Source organism: Chryseobacterium aahli, assembly GCF_022699665.1.
Lineage (GTDB): Bacteria > Bacteroidota > Bacteroidia > Flavobacteriales > Weeksellaceae > Chryseobacterium > Chryseobacterium aahli.
On record NZ_JALDNB010000001.1, the window covers coordinates 207,991 to 233,842 of the forward strand.

Annotated in this window: 27 protein-coding genes; 25 read left to right on the plus strand and 2 right to left on the minus strand. The window is 34.1% G+C overall.

Going from position 1 to position 25,852, the window contains the following annotated elements; all coding sequences use genetic code 11:
* The first annotated feature begins 81 nt into the window (after positions 1-81).
* The 25 genes from MQX03_RS00865 to gcvP all read left to right on the plus strand — a co-directional run bounded on the left by MQX03_RS00865 (position 82) and on the right by gcvP (position 24,724).
* Entirely contained in the window at positions 82-2,307 is a 2,226-nt protein-coding gene (locus MQX03_RS00865) for an adenylate/guanylate cyclase domain-containing protein (RefSeq protein ID WP_242800652.1), read from the plus strand.
* Between the two features lie 147 nt (positions 2,308-2,454).
* Positions 2,455-4,455, plus strand: a complete 2,001-nt coding sequence (locus tag MQX03_RS00870) for an adenylate/guanylate cyclase domain-containing protein (RefSeq protein WP_242800654.1) — start codon at positions 2,455-2,457, stop codon at positions 4,453-4,455.
* Positions 4,456-4,473: 18 nt separating this feature from the next.
* Positions 4,474-6,483, plus strand: coding sequence for an adenylate/guanylate cyclase domain-containing protein (locus MQX03_RS00875; protein ID WP_242800656.1), 2,010 nt, complete (start codon positions 4,474-4,476; stop codon positions 6,481-6,483).
* A 108-nt stretch (positions 6,484-6,591) separates the two neighbouring features.
* The gene (locus MQX03_RS00880) at positions 6,592-7,176 is read left to right on the plus strand and encodes an HD domain-containing protein (RefSeq protein WP_242800658.1); all 585 of its coding nucleotides are present in this window, start codon (positions 6,592-6,594) and stop codon (positions 7,174-7,176) included.
* A gap of 7 nt (positions 7,177-7,183) precedes the next feature.
* A complete protein-coding gene (locus MQX03_RS00885) occupies positions 7,184-8,062 on the plus strand; it encodes a YitT family protein (RefSeq protein WP_242800660.1) in 879 nt (292 codons plus the stop codon).
* Positions 8,063-8,357: 295 nt separating this feature from the next.
* Entirely contained in the window at positions 8,358-9,569 is a 1,212-nt protein-coding gene (locus tag MQX03_RS00890) for a DUF763 domain-containing protein (protein ID WP_242800662.1), read from the plus strand.
* 181 nt (positions 9,570-9,750) lie between these two features.
* Entirely contained in the window at positions 9,751-10,341 is a 591-nt protein-coding gene (locus MQX03_RS00895; protein WP_242800664.1) for a Crp/Fnr family transcriptional regulator, read from the plus strand.
* A gap of 76 nt (positions 10,342-10,417) precedes the next feature.
* A complete protein-coding gene (locus MQX03_RS00900) occupies positions 10,418-10,828 on the plus strand; it encodes a VOC family protein (protein ID WP_242800666.1) in 411 nt (136 codons plus the stop codon).
* Between the two features lie 33 nt (positions 10,829-10,861).
* Positions 10,862-11,269: a VOC family protein gene (locus MQX03_RS00905; protein ID WP_242800668.1), complete on the plus strand. Its 408-nt coding sequence runs from the start codon at positions 10,862-10,864 to the stop codon at positions 11,267-11,269.
* A gap of 4 nt (positions 11,270-11,273) precedes the next feature.
* Positions 11,274-11,735 carry a hypothetical protein gene (locus tag MQX03_RS00910; protein WP_129536687.1) on the plus strand — a complete coding sequence of 154 codons (462 nt, stop codon included), beginning with the start codon at positions 11,274-11,276 and terminating at the stop codon, positions 11,733-11,735.
* Between the two features lie 64 nt (positions 11,736-11,799).
* Positions 11,800-12,324, plus strand: coding sequence for a DinB family protein (locus MQX03_RS00915; RefSeq protein ID WP_242800670.1), 525 nt, complete (start codon positions 11,800-11,802; stop codon positions 12,322-12,324).
* A 48-nt stretch (positions 12,325-12,372) separates the two neighbouring features.
* A complete protein-coding gene (locus MQX03_RS00920; protein WP_242800672.1) occupies positions 12,373-12,810 on the plus strand; it encodes a VOC family protein in 438 nt (145 codons plus the stop codon).
* Between the two features lie 76 nt (positions 12,811-12,886).
* Complete coding sequence (locus MQX03_RS00925) at positions 12,887-13,300, plus strand: SRPBCC family protein (RefSeq protein ID WP_242800674.1); 414 nt, start codon at positions 12,887-12,889, stop codon at positions 13,298-13,300.
* Between the two features lie 35 nt (positions 13,301-13,335).
* The gene (locus MQX03_RS00930) at positions 13,336-13,569 is read left to right on the plus strand and encodes a helix-hairpin-helix domain-containing protein (protein WP_242800676.1); all 234 of its coding nucleotides are present in this window, start codon (positions 13,336-13,338) and stop codon (positions 13,567-13,569) included.
* 87 nt (positions 13,570-13,656) lie between these two features.
* Positions 13,657-14,520 carry a VOC family protein gene (locus tag MQX03_RS00935; RefSeq protein WP_242800678.1) on the plus strand — a complete coding sequence of 288 codons (864 nt, stop codon included), beginning with the start codon at positions 13,657-13,659 and terminating at the stop codon, positions 14,518-14,520.
* 113 nt (positions 14,521-14,633) lie between these two features.
* A complete protein-coding gene (locus tag MQX03_RS20425; RefSeq protein WP_262916894.1) occupies positions 14,634-14,762 on the plus strand; it encodes a hypothetical protein in 129 nt (42 codons plus the stop codon).
* Positions 14,763-14,800: 38 nt separating this feature from the next.
* A complete protein-coding gene (locus MQX03_RS00940; protein WP_242800680.1) occupies positions 14,801-15,229 on the plus strand; it encodes an SRPBCC family protein in 429 nt (142 codons plus the stop codon).
* Between the two features lie 114 nt (positions 15,230-15,343).
* Positions 15,344-15,787: an SRPBCC family protein gene (locus MQX03_RS00945; protein ID WP_242800682.1), complete on the plus strand. Its 444-nt coding sequence runs from the start codon at positions 15,344-15,346 to the stop codon at positions 15,785-15,787.
* 91 nt (positions 15,788-15,878) lie between these two features.
* Positions 15,879-16,337 (plus strand): DoxX family protein, encoded by a 459-nt coding sequence (locus MQX03_RS00950; RefSeq protein ID WP_129536694.1) that lies wholly within the window; start codon positions 15,879-15,881, stop codon positions 16,335-16,337.
* Positions 16,338-16,502: 165 nt separating this feature from the next.
* On the plus strand, positions 16,503-18,518 hold the full coding sequence (locus MQX03_RS00955) for an alpha/beta hydrolase family protein (RefSeq protein WP_242800684.1): 2,016 nt from the start codon (positions 16,503-16,505) through the stop codon (positions 18,516-18,518).
* Positions 18,519-18,895: 377 nt separating this feature from the next.
* Entirely contained in the window at positions 18,896-19,450 is a 555-nt protein-coding gene (locus tag MQX03_RS00960; RefSeq protein WP_129536695.1) for an RNA polymerase sigma factor, read from the plus strand.
* A gap of 11 nt (positions 19,451-19,461) precedes the next feature.
* Positions 19,462-19,800 (plus strand): hypothetical protein, encoded by a 339-nt coding sequence (locus tag MQX03_RS00965; RefSeq protein WP_129536696.1) that lies wholly within the window; start codon positions 19,462-19,464, stop codon positions 19,798-19,800.
* A gap of 89 nt (positions 19,801-19,889) precedes the next feature.
* Positions 19,890-20,159: a hypothetical protein gene (locus tag MQX03_RS00970; protein WP_056080998.1), complete on the plus strand. Its 270-nt coding sequence runs from the start codon at positions 19,890-19,892 to the stop codon at positions 20,157-20,159.
* A 428-nt stretch (positions 20,160-20,587) separates the two neighbouring features.
* On the plus strand, positions 20,588-21,238 hold the full coding sequence (locus tag MQX03_RS00975; protein ID WP_242800686.1) for a DnaJ domain-containing protein: 651 nt from the start codon (positions 20,588-20,590) through the stop codon (positions 21,236-21,238).
* A 627-nt stretch (positions 21,239-21,865) separates the two neighbouring features.
* Positions 21,866-24,724 carry an aminomethyl-transferring glycine dehydrogenase gene (gene gcvP, locus MQX03_RS00980; RefSeq protein WP_242800688.1) on the plus strand — a complete coding sequence of 953 codons (2,859 nt, stop codon included), beginning with the start codon at positions 21,866-21,868 and terminating at the stop codon, positions 24,722-24,724.
* Positions 24,725-24,825: 101 nt separating this feature from the next.
* Here the strand turns inward: gcvP and MQX03_RS00985 are convergent, their stop codons facing one another.
* Together MQX03_RS00985 and MQX03_RS00990 are read right to left on the minus strand one after the other, a co-directional pair.
* Positions 24,826-25,260 (minus strand): YncE family protein, encoded by a 435-nt coding sequence (locus tag MQX03_RS00985; protein WP_242800690.1) that lies wholly within the window; start codon positions 25,258-25,260, stop codon positions 24,826-24,828.
* A gap of 15 nt (positions 25,261-25,275) precedes the next feature.
* A complete protein-coding gene (locus tag MQX03_RS00990; RefSeq protein ID WP_242800692.1) occupies positions 25,276-25,626 on the minus strand; it encodes a hypothetical protein in 351 nt (116 codons plus the stop codon).
* Between the last annotated feature and the right edge of the window lie 226 nt (positions 25,627-25,852).

Below are 25,852 nucleotides of genomic sequence, written 5' to 3' on the forward strand. Positions count from 1 at the left end.
ACTACATCTTTTATTATAATCTGTTTTCTTTTTTATGGGAATACAGTTTTTAGAGCGCAGGAATCTGTCGAGATTCTAGAATTGAAAAAGAAATTATCTTTAGCTAAAACTGACGACGAAAAAATTGAAGGTAACAAAAAACTTTTCAGTACCTATTATCCTAAAAATGTAGATAGCTCTATTGTTTATGTGAAAAATATGATGTCGCTTTTTGAAAAAAAGAAAGATGTTAATAAACAGGGCGAAATGCATTTGGTTCTTGCAGAATTGTATTTAGTAAAAGCTGATTTTAATTTATTAGATTTTCATCTGAAAAAAGGCGAACAGTTCTTAGAAAACTCCACCGATTACAACAGCAAAGCAATGCTGAATCATATGTTTGCGCTTTCAAATGTTTATAAAAAGAATAATGATGAAGCTTCGAAATATTTTCAAAAAAACATAAAATATTATAGAGAGGGAAAAGATATAAGTAAGCATTTTGTGATGTTTGCTTATCAGGGTTTGTTTTCTAATAGTTACACACAAAGTAAATTTAGTGACACTTATGAAGCAGCAAATACATACGTTAATTTTGTAAAAAAGAATTACCCAGATAAACTTAATCAAGCATATTTAGTCTTAGGAAGCTTTTATATAGGCACCAAAAATCATGATAAGGCCATTGATTCTTTTAAAAAAAGTATAGAATTTACCGACAAAAAAGACAAGGAGCAGATTAATGGTACTTACAGCTTATTAGCATTATGTTATGAAGATAAAAAAGAATTAGATTCTGCTAAATATTATTTAGATAAGTCTTATGATTATTTCAAAGACAGCAATTCACCTAGTTTAGCAACCATATATTATGGTTATGCATTGTTAAATAAACATGACAAAAATTATACGCTTGCAGAAAATTATATACATAAAGCACTAAAGCTGATACCAATGCAAGATATTGCGTCTACTAAATTTACTTATCAGTCGGTTTTGCACGATATTCAGGTTACAAAATTGCTCTCAGAAAATAATAAATCTTTAAATAAGGAGGAGCTTGAAACTTTGTTAAAAGATTTAAATTCCGAATCTGATTTTATAAAAAATACGAACACTTTGATTGTTCCTCAACTTATCATTCAAAACAACCAAAATTTATCTAAAGTACATGAAAAGTTGGGCAACTATGAACAAGCCCTATTTTATCATAAAAAGTATATTGAAGAAAATGAGAAAATATATGGTTTAGAGAAAATGAAACAGCTCTCAAATCTTCAATCCGAAACCGAGCTCAACAGCGAAAGAACCCGAATAAAATTAGAAGAAGAAACCAAAAGAATTCAGCTGCAGAAAGAAATGGAATTAAAAGCACTCCGTTTTGAGTTTGAAAAGAAACAGGCTGCTGCAAAAACTAACGAAGAACGTAAAAGGCTATTGCTGGAGGAAGATTTAAGAAGAAAAGAAATTCAATTTAAATTTGATCAGGAACAGCAGGCGGTTCTCTTAAAATACAATCAGGAAAAAAATATTGCCAAAATCAATCAGGAAAAAAAAGATGCCATTGCCAAAGCAGATTTAGAAAGTTCTAAAACCCAGAAAAATATGTGGGCAATAGGAGCCGGACTTTCGCTTTTACTATTAGGTTTTGCTGGGTTTTCATACAATCAAAAGCGAAAAGACAACAAAAAGATTGCTGAAGAAAAACAAAAATCAGACGATTTATTGCTCAATATTCTTCCTTTTGAAGTGGCCGAAGAATTAAAAGAAAAAGGAAAAACCAACGCAAAACATTTCGATGAAGTTTCAGTTCTGTTCACAGATTTTGTCAACTTTACGGCAAATTCCGAAAGAATCGGAGTGCAGGAAGTTCTTAATGAGCTGAATATCTGTTTCACAGAGTTTGACAATATCATGGAAAAATACAATTTAGAGAAGATAAAAACTATCGGTGATGCGTATTTGGCTGTAAGCGGATTACCTGTTTCCAATGATCAACACGCAAAAAATGCAGTCAATGCAAGTTTAGAAATTCTTTCTTATATCCAACAAAGAAAAAAAGATAACCCCAATGCTTTGGACATCAGAATCGGAATTCACTCCGGACCTATCATTGCTGGAATTGTGGGTGTGAAAAAATTCGCTTACGATATTTGGGGAGATACGGTGAACACGGCTGCTAGAATGGAGCAGAACAGTACCTTGGGGAAATTAAATGTTTCTGAAGCGACCTATCAATTAATAAAGGATGATTTTACTTTTGAATATCGAGGTAAAATCGAAACCAAAGGTAAAGGTGCATTGGAAATGTATTTTGTAAATTCTTAAAACCTAAGATTTTGAGGAAAAATATACTTTTTGCTTTCATGGTATTCCATAACTTTTCTTTTGCAGAGGATTCTTTGAAAACCCATAAAAATGATGTGCTTTTTTAATATCTTGCAATAAATATTCTCATTTGATGCTATCATTTCCATGAAATACAAAAAAAACATTTATTTATCCTTTTTCATTCTGCTTTCGGGATATTTCCAGGCACAAAAAACGACGAAAGATTTCTGCAATATTGTAGTAAAAGATAATTTCTTCAAAGAAAACCAGAATGTTGATTTAGATAAACCATGGAAATTTAGCATAGGAGATAATAAGGAATGGGCGAAAAATGACTTTGATGATTCAAAATGGGAAAACTCTATCACCAAAAAATTTGAAAACTCAAAATTAAAAAAGAAAAATCCGCAGGATATTGTTTGGCTAAGAACAGTAATCTGCATAGATTCTACTGCAGAGCATCAACCTCTAGCTTTGGAATTTAGAAGTGGTGCTGCGATGGATATTTATTGGGATGGAAAATTTATCAAACGATACGGGAAATTTGCAAAAGAAGGAGAAGAACCCCAATACGTAAATCCTACTCTTCCTCTTATCTTGAATGGCGGTGCTGCAGGTGCTCATTTACTCGCAGTTAGATACGAAAATACTGAGCCTTTTGCTGACCAGGTAATACAAGGATTTCAAATTTCGATTTCAAATCCCAATTCGACTGTAGCAATAATGATGAGGCAAATTCTTATGAGAGGAGTACTTATTGAAGGTATTGCTTTTATCTTTTTAACTTTGTTTTTGATTCATTTTCTCTCTTTTTTATTTTATAGGAAAGATCGTTCAAATCTGCTATTTTCCTTATTTAATCTTGGGATGTCTGTGTTTTTGCTAGCATGGTTTTTCTCTTATGAAACAGAAGATATTAAAACGAACGTGCAACTTGGTTACATCAGTTCATTTGCCGGTTTGTTTGCAGTAGTTTTTTTAAGTGTAATGCTTAATAGCCTTTTTGGTAAAATAGGATTAAGATTTAAAATTCTAGTTGCTTTATCTGTAATTTTGTGTTTTTTAATCACATTTCCTAGTATCGGGCAGGATTTTGCAAAACCGTTATATGTTTTCGTTATAACATCTGTCTGTTTAGAGGCTTTATATCTTGTTATTCGGGCAATTATTAAAAAAATACCAGGGTCAATAATAATTGGTGTTGGCTTGCTTTTTTTCTTTATCATTCTCATTGGTACAATATTATATTTAATTTATTCAGGTGGTAACTTAGAGGTTAATCCGGGAAATAGTTTTAGCGAAATGTCTATTTTCATCATTTTCATCATTTTTATTTTCAGTCTTCCATTTACACTTTCGGCTTTTCTTGCATGGCGTTCTGCCAATGATAATAAAAACCTTAATTTACAGATTGAGCAGGTGAAAAACCTGTCTTATGAAAAGCAACAGATTCTTCAAAATCAAAATGATTTACTTGAAAAACAGGTTGATGAACGAACTTTTGAACTACAGAAAGAAAAGCAGAAAACCGAGAATCTACTACTGAATATTCTTCCTCATGAAGTTGCAGAAGAATTGAAAGAAAATGGAAGTTCAGAAGCGAAATATTATGATGAAGTCACTGTTTTATTTACTGATTTTGTTAATTTTACCCAGAGTTCAGAGAAAATGGGCGCGGAGAAAATGTTGGTTGAGCTCAACGAATGTTTTACCGCTTTCGATATGATCATGGAAAAACATGGTTTAGAAAAAATAAAAACGATTGGAGACGCTTATTTAGCAGTTTGTGGATTACCACTTAAAAATAAAAGTCATGCGTATCAAACGATTTTGGTAGCTTTGGATATTATTGATTTTATCGAACAGAGAAAAAAGACAAATCCTAATACTTTGGATATCAGAATCGGAATTAATTCAGGTTCTTTGATTGCCGGAATTGTTGGGGTGAAAAAATTCGCTTACGACATTTGGGGCGACACCGTAAATACAGCTGCAAGAATGGAGCAGAACAGTGATAAAGGAAAAATAAATATTTCTGAATCTACCTATCAATTGGTGAAAGATGATTTTACTTTTGAATTTCGAGGGAAAATCGAAACCAAAGGTAAAGGCGCAATGGAAATGTATTTTGTAACTAAATCTTAAATTTAATCTGATAAAATTTTGAAAAAAAATATACTCTTTACATTTTTAATATTTACTTTTTTTGCTCTGCAAAATTTTTCTTTTGCTCAAAATTCTCGTGAGAGACCTAAAATTTTTACCGAAAAAGAAATAAAATACGGAGCAGAAATCGATGAAGCAAGTAAATTTTTTGCAGGTGATAATCCGGCATTTGCTTCTGTTGAATTTGATGATTCTAATTGGGAAAATCTTAAGTTTTCATCCAAAAAAAGCTACACTAAAGATCAACCTTATTGGATTAGATATTATTTTAAAATCGATTCTACAATGGTTAATGAATCACTGTGTTTTGATGTGAAACAGGTTGGTGCTTCTGAAATTTATCTTAATGGTAAAAAAATCGAAACTATTGGCAAAATAGGAGATAGCAAAACAAGAGTATTTAAAGTAAAAAACGAAGTACCTCAATTATTTTCTTTACATAATACAGAAGTCAACGTTTTGGCCATTCGCTTTTTGCCCATCGTTGGTGGTAAAAAAATAAGCATCAAATATAGTCCTGTAACGCTGGATGTAGAGCTGGTTTCTGCCAAGGAGTTTTTGGAAGAAAATATTAAAATGCTGAAGGGGTTCAATTTTGTGGCTATGCTCATCTGTGGTGTGTTTTCAGCTTTGGGATTCATCCATTTACTGTTATTTTTATTTTACAGAAAGGCAATCTACAATCTTTATTTCTCCACGTACAATCTATCCATCGGCTTACTCAGTTATATGGTTCTATCATTTTACGAGATGACAGATCCGGAAAGTGTAGAGTGCTATGGCTTCTTTTCGTTCCTTGCGATACTTGTTTTTGGTGCATCGCTTACAGGTTTTGTCAACACGTTATTTGGACGGAGTAAAATCAGGTTAAAAATTATGCTGATACTTGCTGCATTGTTACTGATTCTCTATTATTTTTCTACAAAAGCGGCTTTTGGGTTTCTTACTTTTTATATATTTTTCGTTTGGTTTGAGTCACTATATCTCATCATTCGAGCGATGATAAGAAGAGAAAAGTCAGCATTTATTGTTGGTGGAGGAATTCTTACTTTCTGTTTAATTATCATTCTTACCATCATTGCTAATATTTTAGATTCTTTAAATATTGCAATGCCCACAATATTTTCGGGAGATGAATTTGGCATATTTGTCTTAGTTCTCATTCTCGTAAGTTTCCCTATTTCAATCTCTGCTTATCTGGGCTGGCAATTTGCATCAACCAATTTAAGTCTTGTAAAACAACTTGATGAAGTCAACCGACTTTCTGATGTCAATTTAAAACAAGAACAGGAAAAACAACAAATTCTTCAGGATCAAAATGATTTACTTGAAAAACAAGTTGACGAAAGAACCTTCGAATTGCAGAAAGAAAAACAGAAAACAGAAAACTTACTCCTTAATATTCTTCCACACGAAGTTGCAGAAGAATTAAAGGAAAACGGAAGTTCTGAAGCCAAATATTACGATGAGGTCACCGTTTTATTTACAGATTTTGTTAATTTTACCCAAAGTTCTGATAAGATGGGGGCTGAGAAAATGCTGGTAGAATTGAATGAATGTTTCACCGCTTTCGATATGATCATGGAAAAACATGGTTTAGAAAAGATAAAAACAATCGGTGATGCCTATTTGGCAGTCTGCGGTTTACCGCTTAAAAATGAATGCCATGCATATCAAACAGTTTTGGTAGCTTTGGATATCATTGATTTTATTGAAGAAAGAAAAAAGACAAATCCTAATACTTTGGATATCAGAATCGGAATTAATTCAGGTTCTTTGATTGCCGGAATTGTTGGGGTGAAAAAATTCGCTTACGACATTTGGGGCGACACCGTAAATACAGCTGCAAGAATGGAGCAGAACAGCGAAAAAGGAAAAATAAATATATCTGAATCTACCTATCAGCTCGTAAAAGATAAAATAAATTGCGAATACAGAGGAAAAATTCATACCAAAGGAAAAGGCGAAATGGATATGTATTTTGCTATTGAAACAAAAAAAGATTAACCACAAAAGTTTTGTTGCCTTTGCTGAGTTAAACGCCTTTGCGAACGAAAAATATGCAGAATAACATTTGCGTTTAAATAAACAAGAAACACATTTTCTATTTTAAATATGGAATACGAAAAATTAAATAAAATAATATTAAAAAGACTCAAGGAAAACCTTCCTGAGCACCTTTCATACCACAGCGTAATGCATGTGAAAGACGTTATTGATTCTGTCGAAAAAATTGCTAGGTCAGAAAAAGTGAATGATGAAGATTTAGTTCTGCTGAAAACGGCAGCATTATTCCACGATACCGGATTTTTATACGGCTCAAAAAATCATGAAGAAAAATCATGTGAAATTGCCGAAGAATATCTTTCAGAGTACGGATTTTCTGAACCGCAGACTGAGAAAATCAAAGGAATGATCATGGCGACAAAAATTCCGCAGACTCCGCACAATCATTTAGAACAAATTTTAGCCGATGCTGATCTGGATTATCTTGGAAGAGACGATTTCTTTGTCATCGGAGATAAATTATTTGAAGAACTTTCGATGTTTGGAATCGTAAATTCTGAACGTGATTGGAATCTATTGCAGGAAAAATTTCTGGAAAGCCATCATTATTTTACCCAGACAACAATCAACAACAGAAAACAGAAGAAACAGGAAAATCTTGATATCATCAAAACAAAACTAAAAAACTACTGATCATCTTATGAGCTCAGCAACCAAACATGGCCCGCTATTTACCCTATCAGATATTATTTATCTGGTTTTAGGTGTAATTTTTGCAAGTTTTGCTTTAAAATCTTTTCTCGTTCCCAACCACTTTTTAGATGGTGGCGTTACCGGAATTTCACTTTTATTACACGAAGTTTATCATTGGAATCTTGGCATAATTTTACTGGTTTTAAATATTCCTTTCATTGTTTTGGCATATTTCCAGATTGGGAAACATTTTGCTATTCGAAGTTTTTTGACAATTTTATTAATCATCATAACCATCTATTTCGTTCCTTTTCCGGAAATGACACATGACAAATTATTGGTCGCCATGTTTGGCGGATTTTTCATGGGAATCGGAATCGGATTGTCAATGAGAGGTGGCGGAACTTTCGACGGAATGGAAGTTTTGGCATTATTAACATTCAAAAAAAGCAGTTTTAGCATTACTGAAATTATTTTGGGAATGAATGTCATTATCTTCATCATCGCCGCAAAATTTTTAAAAGTAGAAATCGCTTTGTATGCGATTATGACCTATCTAGTTGCAAGTCAGATTACTAAATACGTAATCGAAGGGATCGAAGCTTATACCGGTGTAACCATCGTTTCAGGAAACAGTGAAGAGATCAAAAAAGCTTTGGTTTTAACGATGAACAGAGGTATTACGGTTTACAAGGGCGAAAGAGGTTTTATGAAAGAATCTTTTGAACAAAGTGCTGAAGCAGATATTATTTTCACCATCGTTACAAGACTAGAAGTAAGAAAATTACAGAATATCGTTCGTGCAATCGATCCGAAAGCATTTATTTTCACCCAAACCGTCAGAGAACCTCAAGGCGGAATTGTAAAGGAAATTATAAAGCATTAAAGTTTAAATTAATATTGAATATTGCCTAGTGGAAATTGTTTTCGCAAGGCTTTTTATTTCAAAATTAAATTTTATTCATTGATTTTATTTAAAGCATTATAATTCAAATAAACACAGGCTATTTCATCAATAGGAACGGGCTTTAGCCCGTTTAATAAGTGAAAAATCATAATGGCTTTAGCCAAAATTTATAGTACTCTTTTCGTGAAATTTGTGAAAAGAATTTGTGTTCTTCGTGTTTAAAAAACTGCTTCAAATCATCAAAATTATTTATAATTAAAACTACCTTTACGTAATGAAACGCTCCGGAACTGCAACATTACCCCTTCACTACGGAAAAGTACCGCCTTGGCTGTACGAGCGTATGGCTGTACTCGGACTTTCGATTGTAGAAGTCATGTTGGCTGATTACGGAAAAGATGAGGTACTTAAAAGATTGGCAGATCCATTTTGGTTCCAGAGTTTTGGCGCAGTAATGGGAATGGATTGGCATTCTTCCGGAATCACAACTTCGGTGATGGGCGCTTTGAAACGCAGCATCAATCCGAATTCAAAAGAGCTCGGGATTTATATTTGTGGCGGAAAAGGCAGGTTTTCAAAAGAAACTCCGAATGAACTTCTCGTTATCGCAGATAAAACGGGTTTAAATGGAACTGAATTAGTTCGTGCAAGCAAATTATCGGCAAAAGTTGACAATACGGCAATTCAGGATGGTTATCAGTTATATTTGCATAATTTTATCGTTTCAGACGAAGGAAATTGGGCAGTTGTACAACAAGGAATGAACGATGCGGACGGAACGGCAAGACGCTATCATTGGCATTCTGAAAATATGGAATCTTTTGTTGATGAACCCCACAAAGGAATTCAGGGAATTAATCAAGGTCAGATTCTGAACTTAACGGCTCATGAAGCTAAGGAAAGCAGAAAAGGAATTTTGGAAATCTCCCATACCAATTCTGAAAAAATAATGCAAGATTTTGCCAATTTGATTTTACCTGCACATCACGATGTTCGTGCTTCAGATGTTGATTTGAAAAAACTTGGAACACTTTTGTACATGACCAGAGAAAATCAGCCTGAAAACTTCGAAGAACTGCTTTTATTGAAAGGTGTTGGACCGCGAACTTTACAAAGTCTCGCTTTGGTCAGCGAAGTCATTCACGGAGCGCCATCAAGATTCAGAGATCCTGCAAGATTTTCTTTTGCAAATGGTGGGAAAGACGGACATCCGTTTCCTGTTCCCATCAATGTTTATGACGAAACCATCAACATTCTGCAGAAAGGAATTGAAAAATCAAAGCTCGGAAATTCAGATAAATTGCAGTCAATCAATAAACTTCACACTATTATTTCAGAAGCAGAGAAAAATTTCACGCCAGATTTCGACATTAATGATGTAATTGAAGAAGAACGTCAGAATTCTTGGCGTTTCGGTGGGAAAACAGTCTTCGGTGACGCAGAAAAACCTTCAAAACCAAAACCAATTCAACTATCGTTATTTTAATTGATAAAAGATTGGTTTGAATGAATTTTTAAAATAAATTCACTCTTCTCGGTGGTTTATTTTTCAACTAAAATATCTTATGTCTTCATAACTTTTACAACTTTTGTGTTTTAAATTTAAATATTTCACTTTTAATTCCAAATAAAAATTATAATTTTAAAATCTTAAAAACATTATTTGGATGAGCACAAAAGCCTTTAGCGTTTACTACGATTTTCCTTTTTTCTTCCCTGAAGAGCTTGATGAAATAATTAATGCACACGAAAAAGTATTTTTTCATAAAGGCGATTTTATTTTGGAAGAAGGAAAAACATCCAACGAATATTTAATTTTAGAGAAAGGTTTAGCGCGGTCTTTTGTGAATGATTTTAACGGGAACGAAGTGACTACCAACTTCTTTGTTGAAAACGAAATTATCATCGAAGTTTCTTCATTGTTTCAGAGAATTCCTACCCAGGAAAACATTGTCTGCATCACAGATTGTGAATGTCAAAAAATCGATTTTGATACTTTTCAGGAATTATATCATAAAATACAAAACCTAAGTGAATGGGGGAGAGCTTGGATGTCGCAAGAACTTTTCACCTATAAACAACGTTCCGTAGAAATGTTTACGCTATCTGCAACAAAACGTTATCTCAATCTTTTAGAACAAAAACCGCACGTCATACAGTTTGCTCCCCTGAAGCAGGTCGCTTCCTATCTTGGTGTTACAGACACTTCATTAAGCCGAATTCGCAAAGAATTAGTTTCGCATCCTAAGAAAAATTAAATCTTGTCTTATGGCAAGTTGATTTTCATGGCGACTTGGTAATTTTGGTTAAAAGTTCAACATTAAAATTACAAAAATGGAAATCAATCAAATTTATGTCAATCTTCCTATAAAAGATGTTCAGAAAACGAGAGAATTCTGGGCAAAACTAGGGTTTTCTATCAACGAACAATTTTCTGACGAAAAAGCGATTTGTGTAATCATGAAAGCAGATCATATTTACACGATGTTTTTAACGGAAGAGTTTTTTCAGACTTTCACAGACAGACCCGTTGCCAAAGGAGAAACCACTCAAACGCTTATTGCCATTGGTGTAAACGGTCGTGAAGAAGTAGATCAAATGGTAAAAATTGCCATTGATAACGGAGGTTCTACATACAGCGAACCACAAGATCATGGCTGGATGTATCAAAGTGCTTTTTCAGATTTGAACGGTCATCAGTGGGAAGTTATGTTTGCAGATGCTTCTCAGATTCCGACAGAATAAGATTCTAATTATTACAAATTTAAAATTACGAAAATGAAAATCAATCAGATTTATGTCAACCTTCCGGTAAAAGATGTTCAGAAAACAAAAGACTTCTGGACAAAGCTCGGATTTACGATTAACGAACAATTCTCAGATGAAAAGGCAGTTTGTGTGATTTTAAATGATAATACCTTCGTTATGTTTTTAACCGAAGAATATTTCCAGACTTTTTCTGAAAGACCTGTTCCAAAAGGCGATACCACACAGGTTTTGGTCGCAATTGGTTTAGACAGTCGTGAGGAAGTTGATCAGGTAGTAAACGCTGCTGTCGCAAATGGTGCAACTCAGCATGAAGAGCCGCAGGATTACGGATGGATGTATCAAAACTCTTTCTGGGACATCAATGGCCATGGCTGGAATGTGACTTTTGCAGATATGTCTCAACTTCCTCAAGGATAATCAAATGGAAACACAATCGAACGATATTGAAATTCTAAAATTTCTGATCTTCAGTAATTATAAAGTGATTTCGATGAATATTAATGATATCTCAAACGAAGAAGCAATGATTTTTCCTAATGGTGAAGCGAATTGTATGAATTGGATTTTAGGGCATTTAATTTACATAAGAAATGCTTTTCTGAATATTTTGGGAGAAGAATCGGTTTGGGAAAATGAAAAATTTTCATGCTATAACAGAGGGGAAATTCCTTTGAACAGAAAAGATGAATTTGTAAGTTTTGAAGAATTAAAATCTTACTTAAAAGAATCTCAGAATAAGTTTGAAATAAAACTGAATAGTCTTGAAAGCCTTGATTCTGCAATAATTAATGATATTTCAGGATTATCTCTTCACGAAATTTACCACAGCGGTCAATTCGGGTATCTCAGAAGGATTTTAGGAAAACCTGGAGCTGTAAAATAAAATCTGCAAGAGAAATTTAAAAATGAATTTCATACAATTCACAAACAACATTAAACTATACAAAATGGACACACCAAAATCACAAAAACTAGACATCATCATTCCTGCGTTTCGTGGTCACAGCCAGAATTTTTTAATGGTTCTTGACGGAATTTCTGAAGAAGATGCTTTGAAAAGAATTGAAGGCAGAACCAATCACATCGTTTGGATGGTAGGGAACTTTCTCGATATGCGCTACGCCATGGGAAATGTACTTGGAATTGAAGAAGAATTTGAATTCAAAGAATATTTCTTTCAGGGAAAAGCTTTGGATGTGAGCTTAAACTATCCAACGTTAGAACAACTTAAGAACAGTTTTCATAAAATTTCACCTTTAGTTTATCAAAAATTGCTTGAAGTTTCTGATGAAGATTTAGAAAAAGATTTTCCGATGGGAATGAATATCGAATTTTTCCCGGAAAATGTTCTGAATTTCGTCGGAATGTGCATAGGACGTGAAGATTATCTGTGTGGACAAATCGGACTGATGCGAAGAATTCTCAATTATGAAGGAATGAAATATGACTTTGACGAGAATATGAAATATTAAAAATTAAAAATTCAATTTTATTTAAACCTAAACCTAAATCTTAAAATCATGGCAAAATTAAATCCATACCTCAATTTTGATGGTACAGCAGAAGAAGCATTCAATTTTTACAAAACTGTTTTCGGTGGCGAATTCGTTGGCGGAGTCCACAAAATGGGGAATGCTCCCGGAACTGAAAATCTCTCAGAGGAAGAGAAAAACAGAGTAATGCACATCGCACTTCCGGTGGGCAGCGACCTTTTGATGGCATCAGACATTGTGCCGTCGTTTGGACAGAATTTAAAGGTAGGAAACAACAATTATGTTTCCATTTTTCCGGATTCGAGAGAAGATGCGGACAGGATTTTTAAGGCACTTTCTGAAGGCGGAAATATTGAAATGCCTCTTGAAGACCAATTTTGGGGTGATTATTTCGGTAGTTTTCAGGATAAATTCGGAGTATATTGGATGATCAATTTTTCTACCGATCAAGGCTACGAAGGATAAAAAATATTCTATATTTAATGAATCTAAGGGTAGCTGAAAGTTGCCCTTCTTTTAACTTAGAAAAAACAAGAAACAAATGGATAAAATTAACATCGACATCACAATTTTAGCTCCCGTAGAAAAGGTTTGGGATTATTATAACGAGCCTAAACATATTGTGAAATGGAATTTCGCTCACGAAAGCTGGGAATGTCCAAGTTCTGAAAATGATCTTAGAGTCGGCGGGAAATTCAATAATAGAATGGAAGCCAAAGACGGAAGTTTCGGATTTGATTTTGTGGGAGTTTATGATGAAGTTGTAAAATATGAATTGATTAAATATCATATAGAAGACGGCAGAAACGTAGAAATCGTTTTTGAAAGGATAGATGTAAATACTACGAATGTTAAGATCAGTTTCGATCCTGAAAAGCAAAACTCTGTAGAAATGCAGCGTGATGGCTGGTATGCAATACTCAATAATTTCCATAAATATGTGGAAAATCATTAAAAATAATTTTTCAACTCATGATCAATTTAGTGATAATGGCAAAGTTTTTAAAACCCATTTGTACTGAGCGTCATGTCGTTTCAAATGATTTTTTGAAGGGAATTATTGCAATGCCCGCAAGAAGAGCTTTGGAAAAAGAAAAAATAGATTCTTTAGAAAAACTTTCAGATTACTCAGAAAGTGAGCTCTTGCGGTTTCATGGATTTGGGAAAAATACGATGCAGAAGTTGAAAGTTTACATGAAAAATAATGATGCTTTTTTAAAGTAACATTGAGATATTTTAACTATAAAAACACAATTATATCGCAGGTAATACATTGTGAAATTTATGATTTGTGTTTTAAAAAATAAAATTATGAATAACGACATTTTTCCTTGCCTCTGGCACAATGAAGATGCCAAAGAGGCAGCAGAATTTTACTGTAAAGTATTTAACGGAAAAATTACGGCAGATACACCGGTTGTAATGAATATTGACCTTTTCGGTCAAAAAATAATGCTTTTAAATGGCGGTCCGCAGTTTGAAAAAAATGCCTCGGTCTCTTTTATGGTCCTATGCGAAACTGATGATGAGGTTCAAAATTATTGGAATCAGTTATCAGATGGAGGAATCGTTCTGATGGAGCTAGGTAAATACCCTTGGAGTGAAAAATATGGTTGGGTTCGAGACAAATTTGGCTTGACATGGCAATTGTATTTGGGTGAAAAACAGGGCGAACAGAAAATTATCCCAACCTTAATGTTTATTCACCAAAATAACGGAAAGGCAATGGAAGCAATGGATTTTTACACCCATGTTTTCCCGAATTCAAAGATTGGCGGAGTTTTGAAGTATGGAGACGGTGTCGGAAATGAAAGTCATGAAGTTCCAGAAAATGTACAACATGCACACTTCGAAATTGATGGCTACAGCTTCTTCTGTATGGATAATTCTTATGACCACAAATTTGATTTTAATGAAGGAATTTCTATGGTTGTGATGACCGATAATCAGGAAGAAACCGATGATCTGTGGAATGCTCTCACGTCGGATGGAGGTCGTGAAAGTATGTGTGGTTGGCTAAAAGATCAATTTGGAATGAGCTGGCAAATTGTTCCAAAAAAATTAATTGAATTAATGAGTGATTCTGACCAGCTGAAAGCTCAAAAAGTTGTTCAGACAATGATGAAAATGCAGAAAATTGTGATTAAGGATTTGGAAAACGCCTACAACTCTTAGTTTTTTAGCTGAAAGTTTTTTTGGGAAATGTCATCTACAACATCCTGCTTCAATCTTCCAATTTTTTCTCTTCGGCTTGCTGTTTGTTGTTACTAATGAAAAAAGATTTGCTTATGAAGACACAGAACAAGTCAAAATCATTATCGAAAGTTCCAAGAGACGGATTGTATCCCGAGATTAAAGCTTTATTATCGGTGAAATTATTCACGTCAACGGCGGTGATTTTGTCAGCGGATAATTAATTTTAACACCTAACACCTAACACCTAACACCAAAATATATGGAAACCTTAGAATACACTATCGAAATTAATGCAGCTCCGGAAAAAGTTTGGACAGTACTATGGGACGACTTCAGCTACAGGCAATGGACTTCAGCTTTTACAAAAGGTTCGTTTTATGTAGGAACTTGGGAGGAGGAAAGTATGATGAAGTTTTTTGATCCTAATAACAACGGTATGTACAGCCGTGTTTTAAAAAATAACCCAAACAAAGAAATGACTTTTCTTCATCTGGGCGAAATTTATGATGGAGTAGAAGTTCCACAGGATTGGGGGGATGCCACAGAATCTTACATTTTGCAAGAAACGGAAGAAGGAACTAAACTGATTGCAAGAATTAACACATCGGAAGAATTCAAAGATTTTTTCGAAGACAAATTTCCAAATGCGCTTCAAAATGTAAAACATTTATCTGAAAATCAATTATAAATTTTTAACACGAATATCTCAAATTATTTTCACAAATTCACAAGATTATTAGTGTTATTTGTGCAAAAAATTAGTTTTATTCGTGTTTAAATATAAATCATAAAAACTTAAAATATGGAAACATTATCTTATGAAACTATCATCAATGCACCTAAGCAAAAAGTCTGGAACGTACTATTTGGAAAAGAAACTTACAGTGAATGGACCCAATTTTTCGGTCCTGGTTCACAAATGAAAACTGACTGGAAAGTGGGCGGAAAAACCTATTTTGTGAATCCTAAAGGCGCCGGAATGGTTTCTACCATCGATAGTATTGAAGAACCCGACCAGATGATTTTCAAACACCTCGGAATGGTTGATGAAAATGGAGTAGAAGATACAGAAAGCATGGAAATCAAGCAGTGGAGCGGTTGTTTTGAAAAATATATTCTTATAGATTATGATGGCAAAACCAAACTTCATGTGGAAGTACAGACCGAAAAAGACTGGGAAGAGCATATGAATACCGGCTTTACAAAAGGCTTGGAAGTGGTGAGAAATCTTTCCGAAGCAAATTAGTGTGAGCTGAATAGCTGTTCAATTGTTGATTAAGTTTAAAATGCAACTTTTTGCTTAATTGTACACTTACAATGCATAATCTGCAAGAAAAATGAAATTATTAAGCATTCTATTTGCTACCTTTATTTTAGCTTTAATCGGCAGCAAATTCATTCAGGGAAACTGGAATTTTTTGTTTGCAGGAAATTTAGGAATGACCGCTTTCATTGTTTTTACTGGTTTGGCTCATTTTAAATTCCAAAAAGGAATGGCTTTAATGATTCCTGATTTTATTCCGGCTAAATTATTCTGGGTTTATTTCACAGGAATTTTAGAGATTGCAGCAGGTATTGGCCTGATGATTTCTTCAATTCGTGAGATTACTGCAATTTTAATGATTATTTTTTATATTTTGGTTTTTGTAGCCAATGTCAATTCATCCAAAAAGAATGTCAATATTTTCAAAGGTGATTATTCAGGTCCCGGAATGGCTTATTTGTACAAAGAAAGAATTCCGATGCAGATTATTTTAATTGCATGGACTTGGTATTTTGGAATTTATTTAAATTAAATCAGACAGATTTAAAAAACATATAAAACGGAAAGTATTTACTTTCCGTTTTTTTATCAATAACTTCAAAAAGGATGTAACAATTTTGAGTTTCAGTTGTCTAATTAATATATAATTGTTTTATCAAAAGCAATCGATCATTTTAAGACTAAATCCATACATATTATGAATATTAATACTAATACTAATACTAAAATTTTAACTACCGCTCAGGTGGTTATTTCAGCCATAATGATGAATGCACAGACTTCCACAACAAAATTGCCCGGTGATCCAACATTGGTTTCCTCAAAGGCTACCTTAGAAAAATTGATCTCGTATGATAAAGGAAACTTTAAATACAAGGTTGAGGATTATTTTGCAAGACCCAAAGCCTCACAGTTTAAAATCTCGCCTGACGGAAAATATTTATCTTATAAAGAAAAGGATAAAGACAGCAAAAATCATGTTTTTGTAAAAGATCTTGCGACGGGAAAAGCCACCAAAGCGCTTGTTGAAAAAGAGGATTTGATCAGAAGTTACGGTTGGTTGAATAAAAAACGTCTTTTTTATACTCAAGATAAAAGCGGGAATGAAAATCTTCACTTATACGCAGCAGATATTGATGGAAAAAATCTTAAAGATCTCACCCCTTTCGATGGAGTAACCATTGGTTTGGTGCAAATCATAAAAGATACTGACTTTGTTGTGGTCACCATGAATAAAAACAACAAGCAGATTTTCGAACCTTTCAAAATAAATTTTGTTACGGGTGAGATGACTCAGCTTTTTGAAAATAAAGATCCTAAAAATCCTATCGACGGCTACCTTTTTGATAAAGAGGGAAATTTGAGAGGATATACGATTTTAGAAAACGGATTAACAACAAAGACCTATTATAAGAATTTACAATCGGGTAAGTTTGATCTTCTTAAATCAACAGATTGGAAAGATACTTTCAGTATCATGAGATTCAATGATAACTCAAAAAATAAAGATGAGGCGTATGTTGTTACGAATTTAGATAGTGATAAGTCGAGAATTGTTCTGTATGATTTAAAGAAAAATGCTGTTATTAAAGAGGTTTATTCAAATCCAACTTTTGATGTTAACTCTGTAAGCATGGCTGGTAAAAACAGAAATTACGAATTAGATTATATCAGTTATAACGGAATCAAAAATGAAATCATTCCTGTAAGTCAATTTTATAAGGAAGTTGATACTCAGTTAAAATCGCAATTTGGTGACAAACAGTTTTATGTAGTTTCTTCGGATGATAGCGATTCTAAGCTTTTAGTGGTTGTGGACAGTGATAAGTTGTACGGAAAATATTATGAGTATGATGTAAAATCTAAAAAATTAAAACTTCTTGTCGACCTTATGCCTCAGTTGAAAGAAGAGGATATGGCAGAGATGAGACCTATCAAATTCAAAAGCAGAGATGGACTGACCATTCATGGGTATATTACATTGCCAAAAGCTGCTGTTGATGGTCAAAAAGTTCCTTTGATTGTAAATCCTCACGGTGGTCCGCAAGGAATCAGAGATGATTGGGGATTCAATCCGGAAACTCAATTATTTGCAAGTCGTGGGTATGCAACTTTACAGGTCAACTTCAGAATTTCTGGTGGATATGGTAAAGAGTTTCAGAATTCGGGCTACAAACAAATCGGGAGAAAAGCAATGGATGATGTGGAAGACGGAGTGAAATATGCTATCTCGCAAGGTTGGGTCGATAAGGATAAAATTGCCATCTATGGCGGAAGTCACGGTGGTTATGCTACTTTGATGGGATTGATCAAAACACCAGATTTATATTCTTGTGGTGTTGATTACGTGGGTGTTTCAAATATCTTCACATTCTTCGATTCTTTCCCTGAATATTGGAAACCTTACAAAGAAATGGTTAAGCAGATATGGTACGATTTAGATAATCCTGAAGAAGCTAAAATTGCGAAAGAAGTTTCACCTGTTTTCCAGATTGATAAAATTAAAAAGCCATTGTTTGTGGTACAGGGAGCAAATGACCCAAGAGTGAATATTAACGAATCTGATCAAATCGTAAAAGCATTGAGAAGTAAAGGGTTTGAAGTTCCTTACATGGTAAAATATGATGAAGGACACGGATTCGGAAAAGAACCTAACAGGCTTGAGTTGTATAAATATATGCTAGGTTTCTTCGCTGAAAATTTTAATAAATAAATTTCAACAGAAACGTATAAAAAGGAACGGAAAGTATTTTGCTTTCCGTTTTTTTGTTAAAAGACTAAACACAATTTTCTCAAATATTTCGGCGTATAGAATTCCCCTCCAGAGGTGGGGTGGCGAAAATTCTGGAAGAATTTTTGATGGGGTGGTTCTCTAGCCCGGATAGAAACGGCTACCCCACAGCAAGCGATGGAAAAGCGAAGGAGCGAGGAGTAATAGTGGATAGCCGGATCAGCTCCTAAAAAAATATTGCAACAAAAACACGATTAACAGACGAAAAATTGTAATGTCAAAAAAAATCTCTACATTCATTAAAGTAAAACAAAAAGCACAATCGTCATAGCAATATGGAGATTGCCGAGAAAATAACAATGCCACAGAAGGAAAAGGAAAACATTATTTCGCAAACCGTATCAAGTTACGGAGGAAAACTGATGTCTTTCATTCGCCCGAAAGTGAAAAATACCGAAGATGCGGAAGATATTCTGCAGGAAGTGTGGTATCAGTTCAGCAGTTTGACCAATCTTTCTGAAATTGTAAATGTTGGCGGATGGTTGTACCGAGTTACATCAAACAAAATCATCGATAAATACCGAAAAAAGAAAACCGAAAACCTTGAAGATTTTGTCTACGAAGATGAAGACGGATCATTTTCGATAAAAGATATTCTGTTGCTTGACGACAGCGCCGGACCCGATGTAAAAATGTTTCAGGATGAGATTTGGAAAAAACTGTTTGAAGCTTTGGAAGAACTTCCCGAAAAACAAAAACTGGTCTACATGGAAAATGAGCTGAACGATAAAACTCTGCAGGAAATTGCTGATGAACAGGGCGAAAACATTAAAACCATCATCAGTAGAAAAAATTATGCAGTAAAGCATTTGAGAAACAGATTGAGACAATTGTACGAAGATTTAAATAATTAGAAATAAATAAAATGAACAATAAATATAAAAAAAGCTGGGCACTATTAATTTTATGTCCGCCCTTGATTTTCCTTGCCGTTGCGCTGATTGTAATGTGGCTTTGGAACTGCATTTTGCCCGAAGTTATCGGTGTTAAAAGTATCAATTATTGGCAGGCAATGGGGATTTTGGTATTGAGTAAAATTCTTTTCGGAGGTTTTCACGGAAAATTCGGAAAGGGAATGCAAGATATGAAAGAGAAACACCTGAGACATAAAATGGAAGGAATGTCTGAGGAAGAAAAAGAAAAATTCAAAGAAGTCTGGAGACAGAAATGTTCAACAGGATTTTTCAACAGAAATAACGAATAGTTTAAAATTTTTGAAGTAGTAAAGTAAAAACTAAAACGAATTCGTCTCTATAAAAAAACAAGAAGTAGTAAAATTTAAAATTTAAGAAAATGAAAAATTCAGTATTAAAAGGTGTTCTTGGAGCACTTGCCGTTGCCGGAGTTGCAATGGTTGCCAAAAAGGTAATTGAAAGAAAAAGATTTGTAAGAGGTATTTTTAACGAATACGGAATCAAAGAAAAATCACCTTTCGGATTGGCTGACAAGATAAGAGAAATGGATGAGGAGCAGTATCAGGAACTAAAAGGAAAGTTTAAGAAAGAATTTGCTTCCAGATGTTGCAGAAAAGATGCGAGAAAAGAAGATTTTGCAGAAGCATAATAAAAAGTAACTAAATTGAAATTGTTTTAATTCCGGCGCGGGAAGCTTGCTTCCCGCGCCGGAATTTTTTGTTTAAAAAGTGGTTAAAGCTAATAGCTTTAACCTTTTTTAATTAATTAAAATCAGTATAAAGTTTGTCATTCCGTAGGAATCTCAGCGGTTTTTTAGAGATGCTTAGATTCCTACGGAATGACAAACACGGTGGATATTCAGATTCGAAAAAACAAAATTGTTCATCTTCGCTGAGTAAAATCATAGATTCGACGTAGTCAAACCCTTTTGCGAACGAAAAATATTCTCAATCATATAAAAAAATATTAGCGCCTTGCGTTAAAAAAGAGATTGCTTCGCTTTGCTCGAAATGACAAAAATCCTGTATGAAATAAAAGAACAAAGAAAATAAAATTCTTATTTTTGTATTCACTTACATGAAAGATTACTATTATTTTCTCGGTGTTTCTCGTGATGCTTCGGATGAAGACATCAAAAAATCCTACAGAAAACTTTCATTAAAATATCACCCAGATAAAAACCAGAACGATGATTTTTTTGCTGAACGTTTTAAAGAAATTCAGGAGGCGTACGAAACTTTAAGCGATAAAGGAAGAAGAATTACCTATGATCAGAATTTAGAAAGTCTGCAGAAAAGTTTTAGATATACCGTTCCACCCTCTATAAAAACTTTTTCGGCTAATAAAATTCATGCAAAAAAAGGAGAGGAGATTATCATTACGTGGCAAACTCAGAATGCTGATGTAGTCAAAGTTTTACCGTTTGGTTTGGAAAAAGCGTATGGGGAAAGAGTTTTTAAGATCACAGAATTTAAAAACGGAAAATTCCAGTTGTTGCTGCATGCTACCAATTCTCTTTTACACAAAACTGTGGTTCAGGGAATAACGATAACGGAAGTTTTTGAGAGCGATGGTGAAAAATTCAGAGATCGGGCAGAAGAACTCTTTAAATCGCAGCCACGAACTGCGACAAATCCTAAAGGTCAGCCAAAAATTTTCCGCTTAATTTTTGGATTATTGATTTTAGCTTTAGCAATTTATTTTTTAATCAACAGTCTAACTAACTAACTAACTAACTAACTAACTAACTAACTAACTAACTAACTAACTACGCCAATTTCTTATTTCCTGGGCATTTTTTGCAACGCTTACCCTTCTTGAACTTTTTGCAGCAAGATTTTTTGTCGCCACAGAACATTTCTTCATTCTTGAAAGAAAATACCGGGGTCAATGGCGGAACTTTAAAAGGAGTGATGATATTCATGCTGCAAATATATTAATTTAGAATAAATATAATTAATAAAATTTAAAATTTCTTTAAATGCTGATTAGTAGATGGTTTGAGGTGATGTTTTAAGTCCGATTTAGCCTTTATTTATACTTTCTATAACTATAAAAACTTCGTGGGCACTTATAATTAATACGGCTTTGTGAAACTTAAAAGCAATTAGTAGTAAAAAACTTAATGTCCTTTGTGTTCAAATTGAGCTATTAATATCAAGAACTTTATAACCCAAATCGTTTTTAAATAAATTCCTCTTTACTACTTGTAATCACACATTGATAAGATTCAAAGCACTAATTATAAAGCCAATAGCAAAAAGCTAATTACTATCAGCTACTTAGGTTGCGAAATCATTTTAAAAATCGTAATTTTACGAATCTTTTTTTTCAAACAAAATCTAATATATAAAAATGAATACAGAGCAGTTTGTGAGCCGTCACATTTCCCTAAACGAAGCCGATAAGCAGGCAATGTTGGAAAAAGTTGGCGTTTCAAGTATCGAAGAATTGATTTCTCAAACCATTCCATCATCTATCCGTTTAGAAAATGATCTGAATATTTCAGAACCGCTTTCAGAATATCAGATGCTGAATCATTCGAAAGAATTGGCAGCAAAGAATACTGATTATACGAGTTATATCGGTTTTGGATACCACAATACCTTGTTGCCATCGGCGATTCAGAGAAATATCTTTGAAAACCCAAGCTGGTACACAGCGTACACGCCTTACCAGGCAGAGATTGCGCAGGGAAGATTAGAAGCTTTGCTTAATTATCAGACTGTTGTGTGCGATTTGACAGGTTTTGCTTTGGCAAACGCATCTTTGTTGGATGAATCTACTGCAGCTGCGGAAGCAATGCACATGTTTTTCAACAACAGAACGAAAGACCAGAAAAAAGCAGGAGCCAACAAGTTCTTTATTTCTGATTTAGTTTTGCCTCAAACCGTTTCTGTTTTAAAAACAAAAGCTGAAGGTTTGGCAATCGAAATCGTTGAAGGTGATCACAAAACGCACCAGTTCGACGAATCGTACTACGGAGTTTTATTGCAATATCCAGGTAAAAACGGGATTGTTTTAGATTACACTGAAGATATCGTTGAATACAAAAAATTAGACTTACAGGTTGTTGTAGCTTGTGATCCTATGGCTTTGGTTAAATTGAAATCTCCTGCATCAATGGGTGCTGACTGTGCCGTTGGTACTTCGCAGAGATTTGGTATTCCATTAGGTTATGGTGGTCCTCACGCGGCATTTTTCTCTTGTAAGGAAGATTACAAAAGAGATATTCCGGGAAGGATCATCGGGGTTTCTCAGGATATGTACGGAAAACGTGCATTGAGAATGGCTTTACAAACGAGAGAGCAGCATATTAAAAGAGAAAGAGCAACTTCAAACATCTGTACTGCTCAGGTTCTTTTAGCAGTTATGGCCGGAATGTACGCTGTTTATCACGGTCCGAAAGGATTAAACTATATCGCTGACCAGATTCACTTTAAAGCAAATGCACTAAAAGGCGGATTGAAAGCTTTAGGTTATCAAACCGTTGAAGAGCCAATCTTTGATACGGTAAAAATCGTGATGGCAGAAGATGAGAAAGCAAGATTGATGAGAATGATGCTTGATCACAAATTAAACCTAAACTATTTCACAGAAGGGGTAATCAGCATTGCGATTAACGAAAGTACAACGTTGGAAAAACTGAATGTTTTGATGGCTTCTTTCGCTCAGTTCAAAGACAAGCAGACTTTCAAATTAGAAATAAAAGAAGGATACAGCATTCCTGAAGAAAATCTTAGAAAAGATGAGATTTTGACGGAAGAAGTATTCAACAAATACCATACAGAGACAGAATTGATGCGTTACATCAAACGTCTTGAAAGAAAAGATTTATCATTAACTCATTCGATGATTTCTCTTGGTTCTTGTACAATGAAACTGAACGCTGCGACTCAAATGTTGCCCCTGTCTTGGGATAATTGGGGAGCTGTTCATCCATTTGTACCTGTAAATCAGGCAGGAGGTTATCAGGAAATGATCAAAGAATTAGAGAAAGATCTTTCTGAAATTACTGGTTTTGCAGGAACTTCTCTTCAGCCAAACTCTGGCGCGCAGGGAGAATATGCAGGATTGATGGTGATCAGAGAATATCACATCTCAAGAGGTGAAGGTCACAGAAATGTGGTGTTGATTCCTCAGTCTGCACACGGAACCAACCCGGCTTCTGCAGCAATGGCAGGAATGAAAATTGTTGTCGTTAAAAACCTTGAAAGCGGAGAAATTGATTTCGAAGACTTCAAAGCGAAAACTGAACAGCATTCTGAAAACCTTTCTTGTGTAATGATCACTTATCCGTCAACTTACGGATTCTTTGATGCTAACATTAAAGAAATCACGCAATTGGTTCACGATCACGGCGGACAGGTTTACATGGACGGTGCAAACATGAACGCTCAGGTAGGATATACAAGTCCTGGAAACATCGGAGCAGACGTTTGTCACCTGAATCTTCACAAAACTTTCGCTATTCCTCACGGAGGTGGAGGTCCTGGAGTTGGTCCGATCTGTGTTGCGAAACACTTAGTTCCTTTCTTGCCTACCAATGCTAACATTAAAGTAGGTTCTAAAGAAGCTATTGAAGGAATTTCTGCAGCGCCTTACGGTTCTGGATTGATCTTAAATATTTCTTACGCTTACATCAAAATGTTGGGAACTTCAGGTTTGAAAAAAGCTACTGAGCACGCAATTTTAAATGCAAACTATTTAAAAGAAATCTTAGCAGAACATTTCCCTATTTTATATTCAAATACGGAAGGTAGAGTAGCGCACGAGTGTATCGTAGACTTCCGTCAGTTCAAATCTTTAGGAATTGAAGTGGCTGATGTTGCAAAGAGATTGATGGATTACGGTTTCCACGCACCTACGGTTTCTTTCCCGGTAGCAGGAACTTTGATGATTGAACCTACAGAATCTGAAAGCAAATCTGAAATCGACCGTTTTGCAGAAGCTCTTATCGCCATCAAACATGAGATTGATGAGATTGCTAACGGCGAAGCAGATCAGGCAAATAACGTATTGAAAAACGCTCCTCACACTGAACAATTGGTAATTTCTGATTCTTGGGATAAACCGTACAGCAGAGAGAAAGCAGCTTATCCTCTACATTGGGTAAGAGATCACAAATTCTTTGCTTCAGTTTCAAGAGTTGATGAAGCTTACGGAGACAGAAACTTGGTTTGTACTTGTGAGCCGATTGAAGCTTATATGTAATTAAAAGTTTTTTTATATAATTAATCCCTTTCAGTTTTGAGAGGGATTTTTTTATTATTAGGATCAGCTTTTAATATAGATTTTATAGGTAAGTTTTTAAATTAAAACGTTGAAATTCTGCTTAAGCATGCAACTAATTCTGGTAAACTGTATACGCCATCATTTATAAGAATACATTTATCTTTATTTCCAAATGAGTTAGCAGTGTATATTTTTTGATTATCAATGATAAATAGTACTTTGTTTTTGTTTCCGAAAGAATTTGCAGAATAAACTTTTTGACCATCTATAACAAGCACTATTTTGTCTTTATTTCCAAAAGAATTTGCAGAATAGACCTTTTGACCATCAATAATAAGTATCATCTTGTTATTGTTTCCGAAAGAATTAGCGGTATATATTTTTTGATTATCAATAATAAGTACTACTTTGTCTTTATTTCCAAAGGAATTTACAGAATAAATTTTTTGATTATCTATTATAAAAATTACTTTATCCTTGTTTCCAAAAGAATTTGCAATATAAATTTTAGTCATATTTATTTATTTTAATTAATTTTTGGTTTCAGTTGATAAAATATTGGAAGTTACTTGTAAAATATTTTCAATGTTTTTTCTGTTTTTACCCATGTCGAAAGCACCGCCAAACATCATACCTGTTTTTGGAGAAGATGTTATTGATACTTTCGTTAAGCTATCAGAAATTATTGTAAGCTGGATTGGAATATTTTCTCCCCAGCTGAATAGACTTACTCCTGCTTTTACTAGGATTCGTCCAGATAATTTGTCTGCGTTCTCAATTTTCATTCCATTAATTTTAGGAATGGCTTTGCATAGTGCATCAAATACTTTTTCTTTATTAAATGGAAATTCACTTTCTCCATTATGATCTAAAAATGCCATAATTTATTATTTAAATATTTTCGTAAATATGATTACTAAATATTTAAATTCCTTACGGGAATCCATAAAAACATTTAGATATAATAAATCCCTTTCAGTTTTGAGAGGGATTTTTTTGGGTAGAAATTGTTTTGAGTTGTGTTTAAGGTTTGGAACTTTGCGAAAGTGGGGCAATGGGGGGTATATATTTTCAATTTTGCGTAAAATGTTGAACCAAAGAACAAAC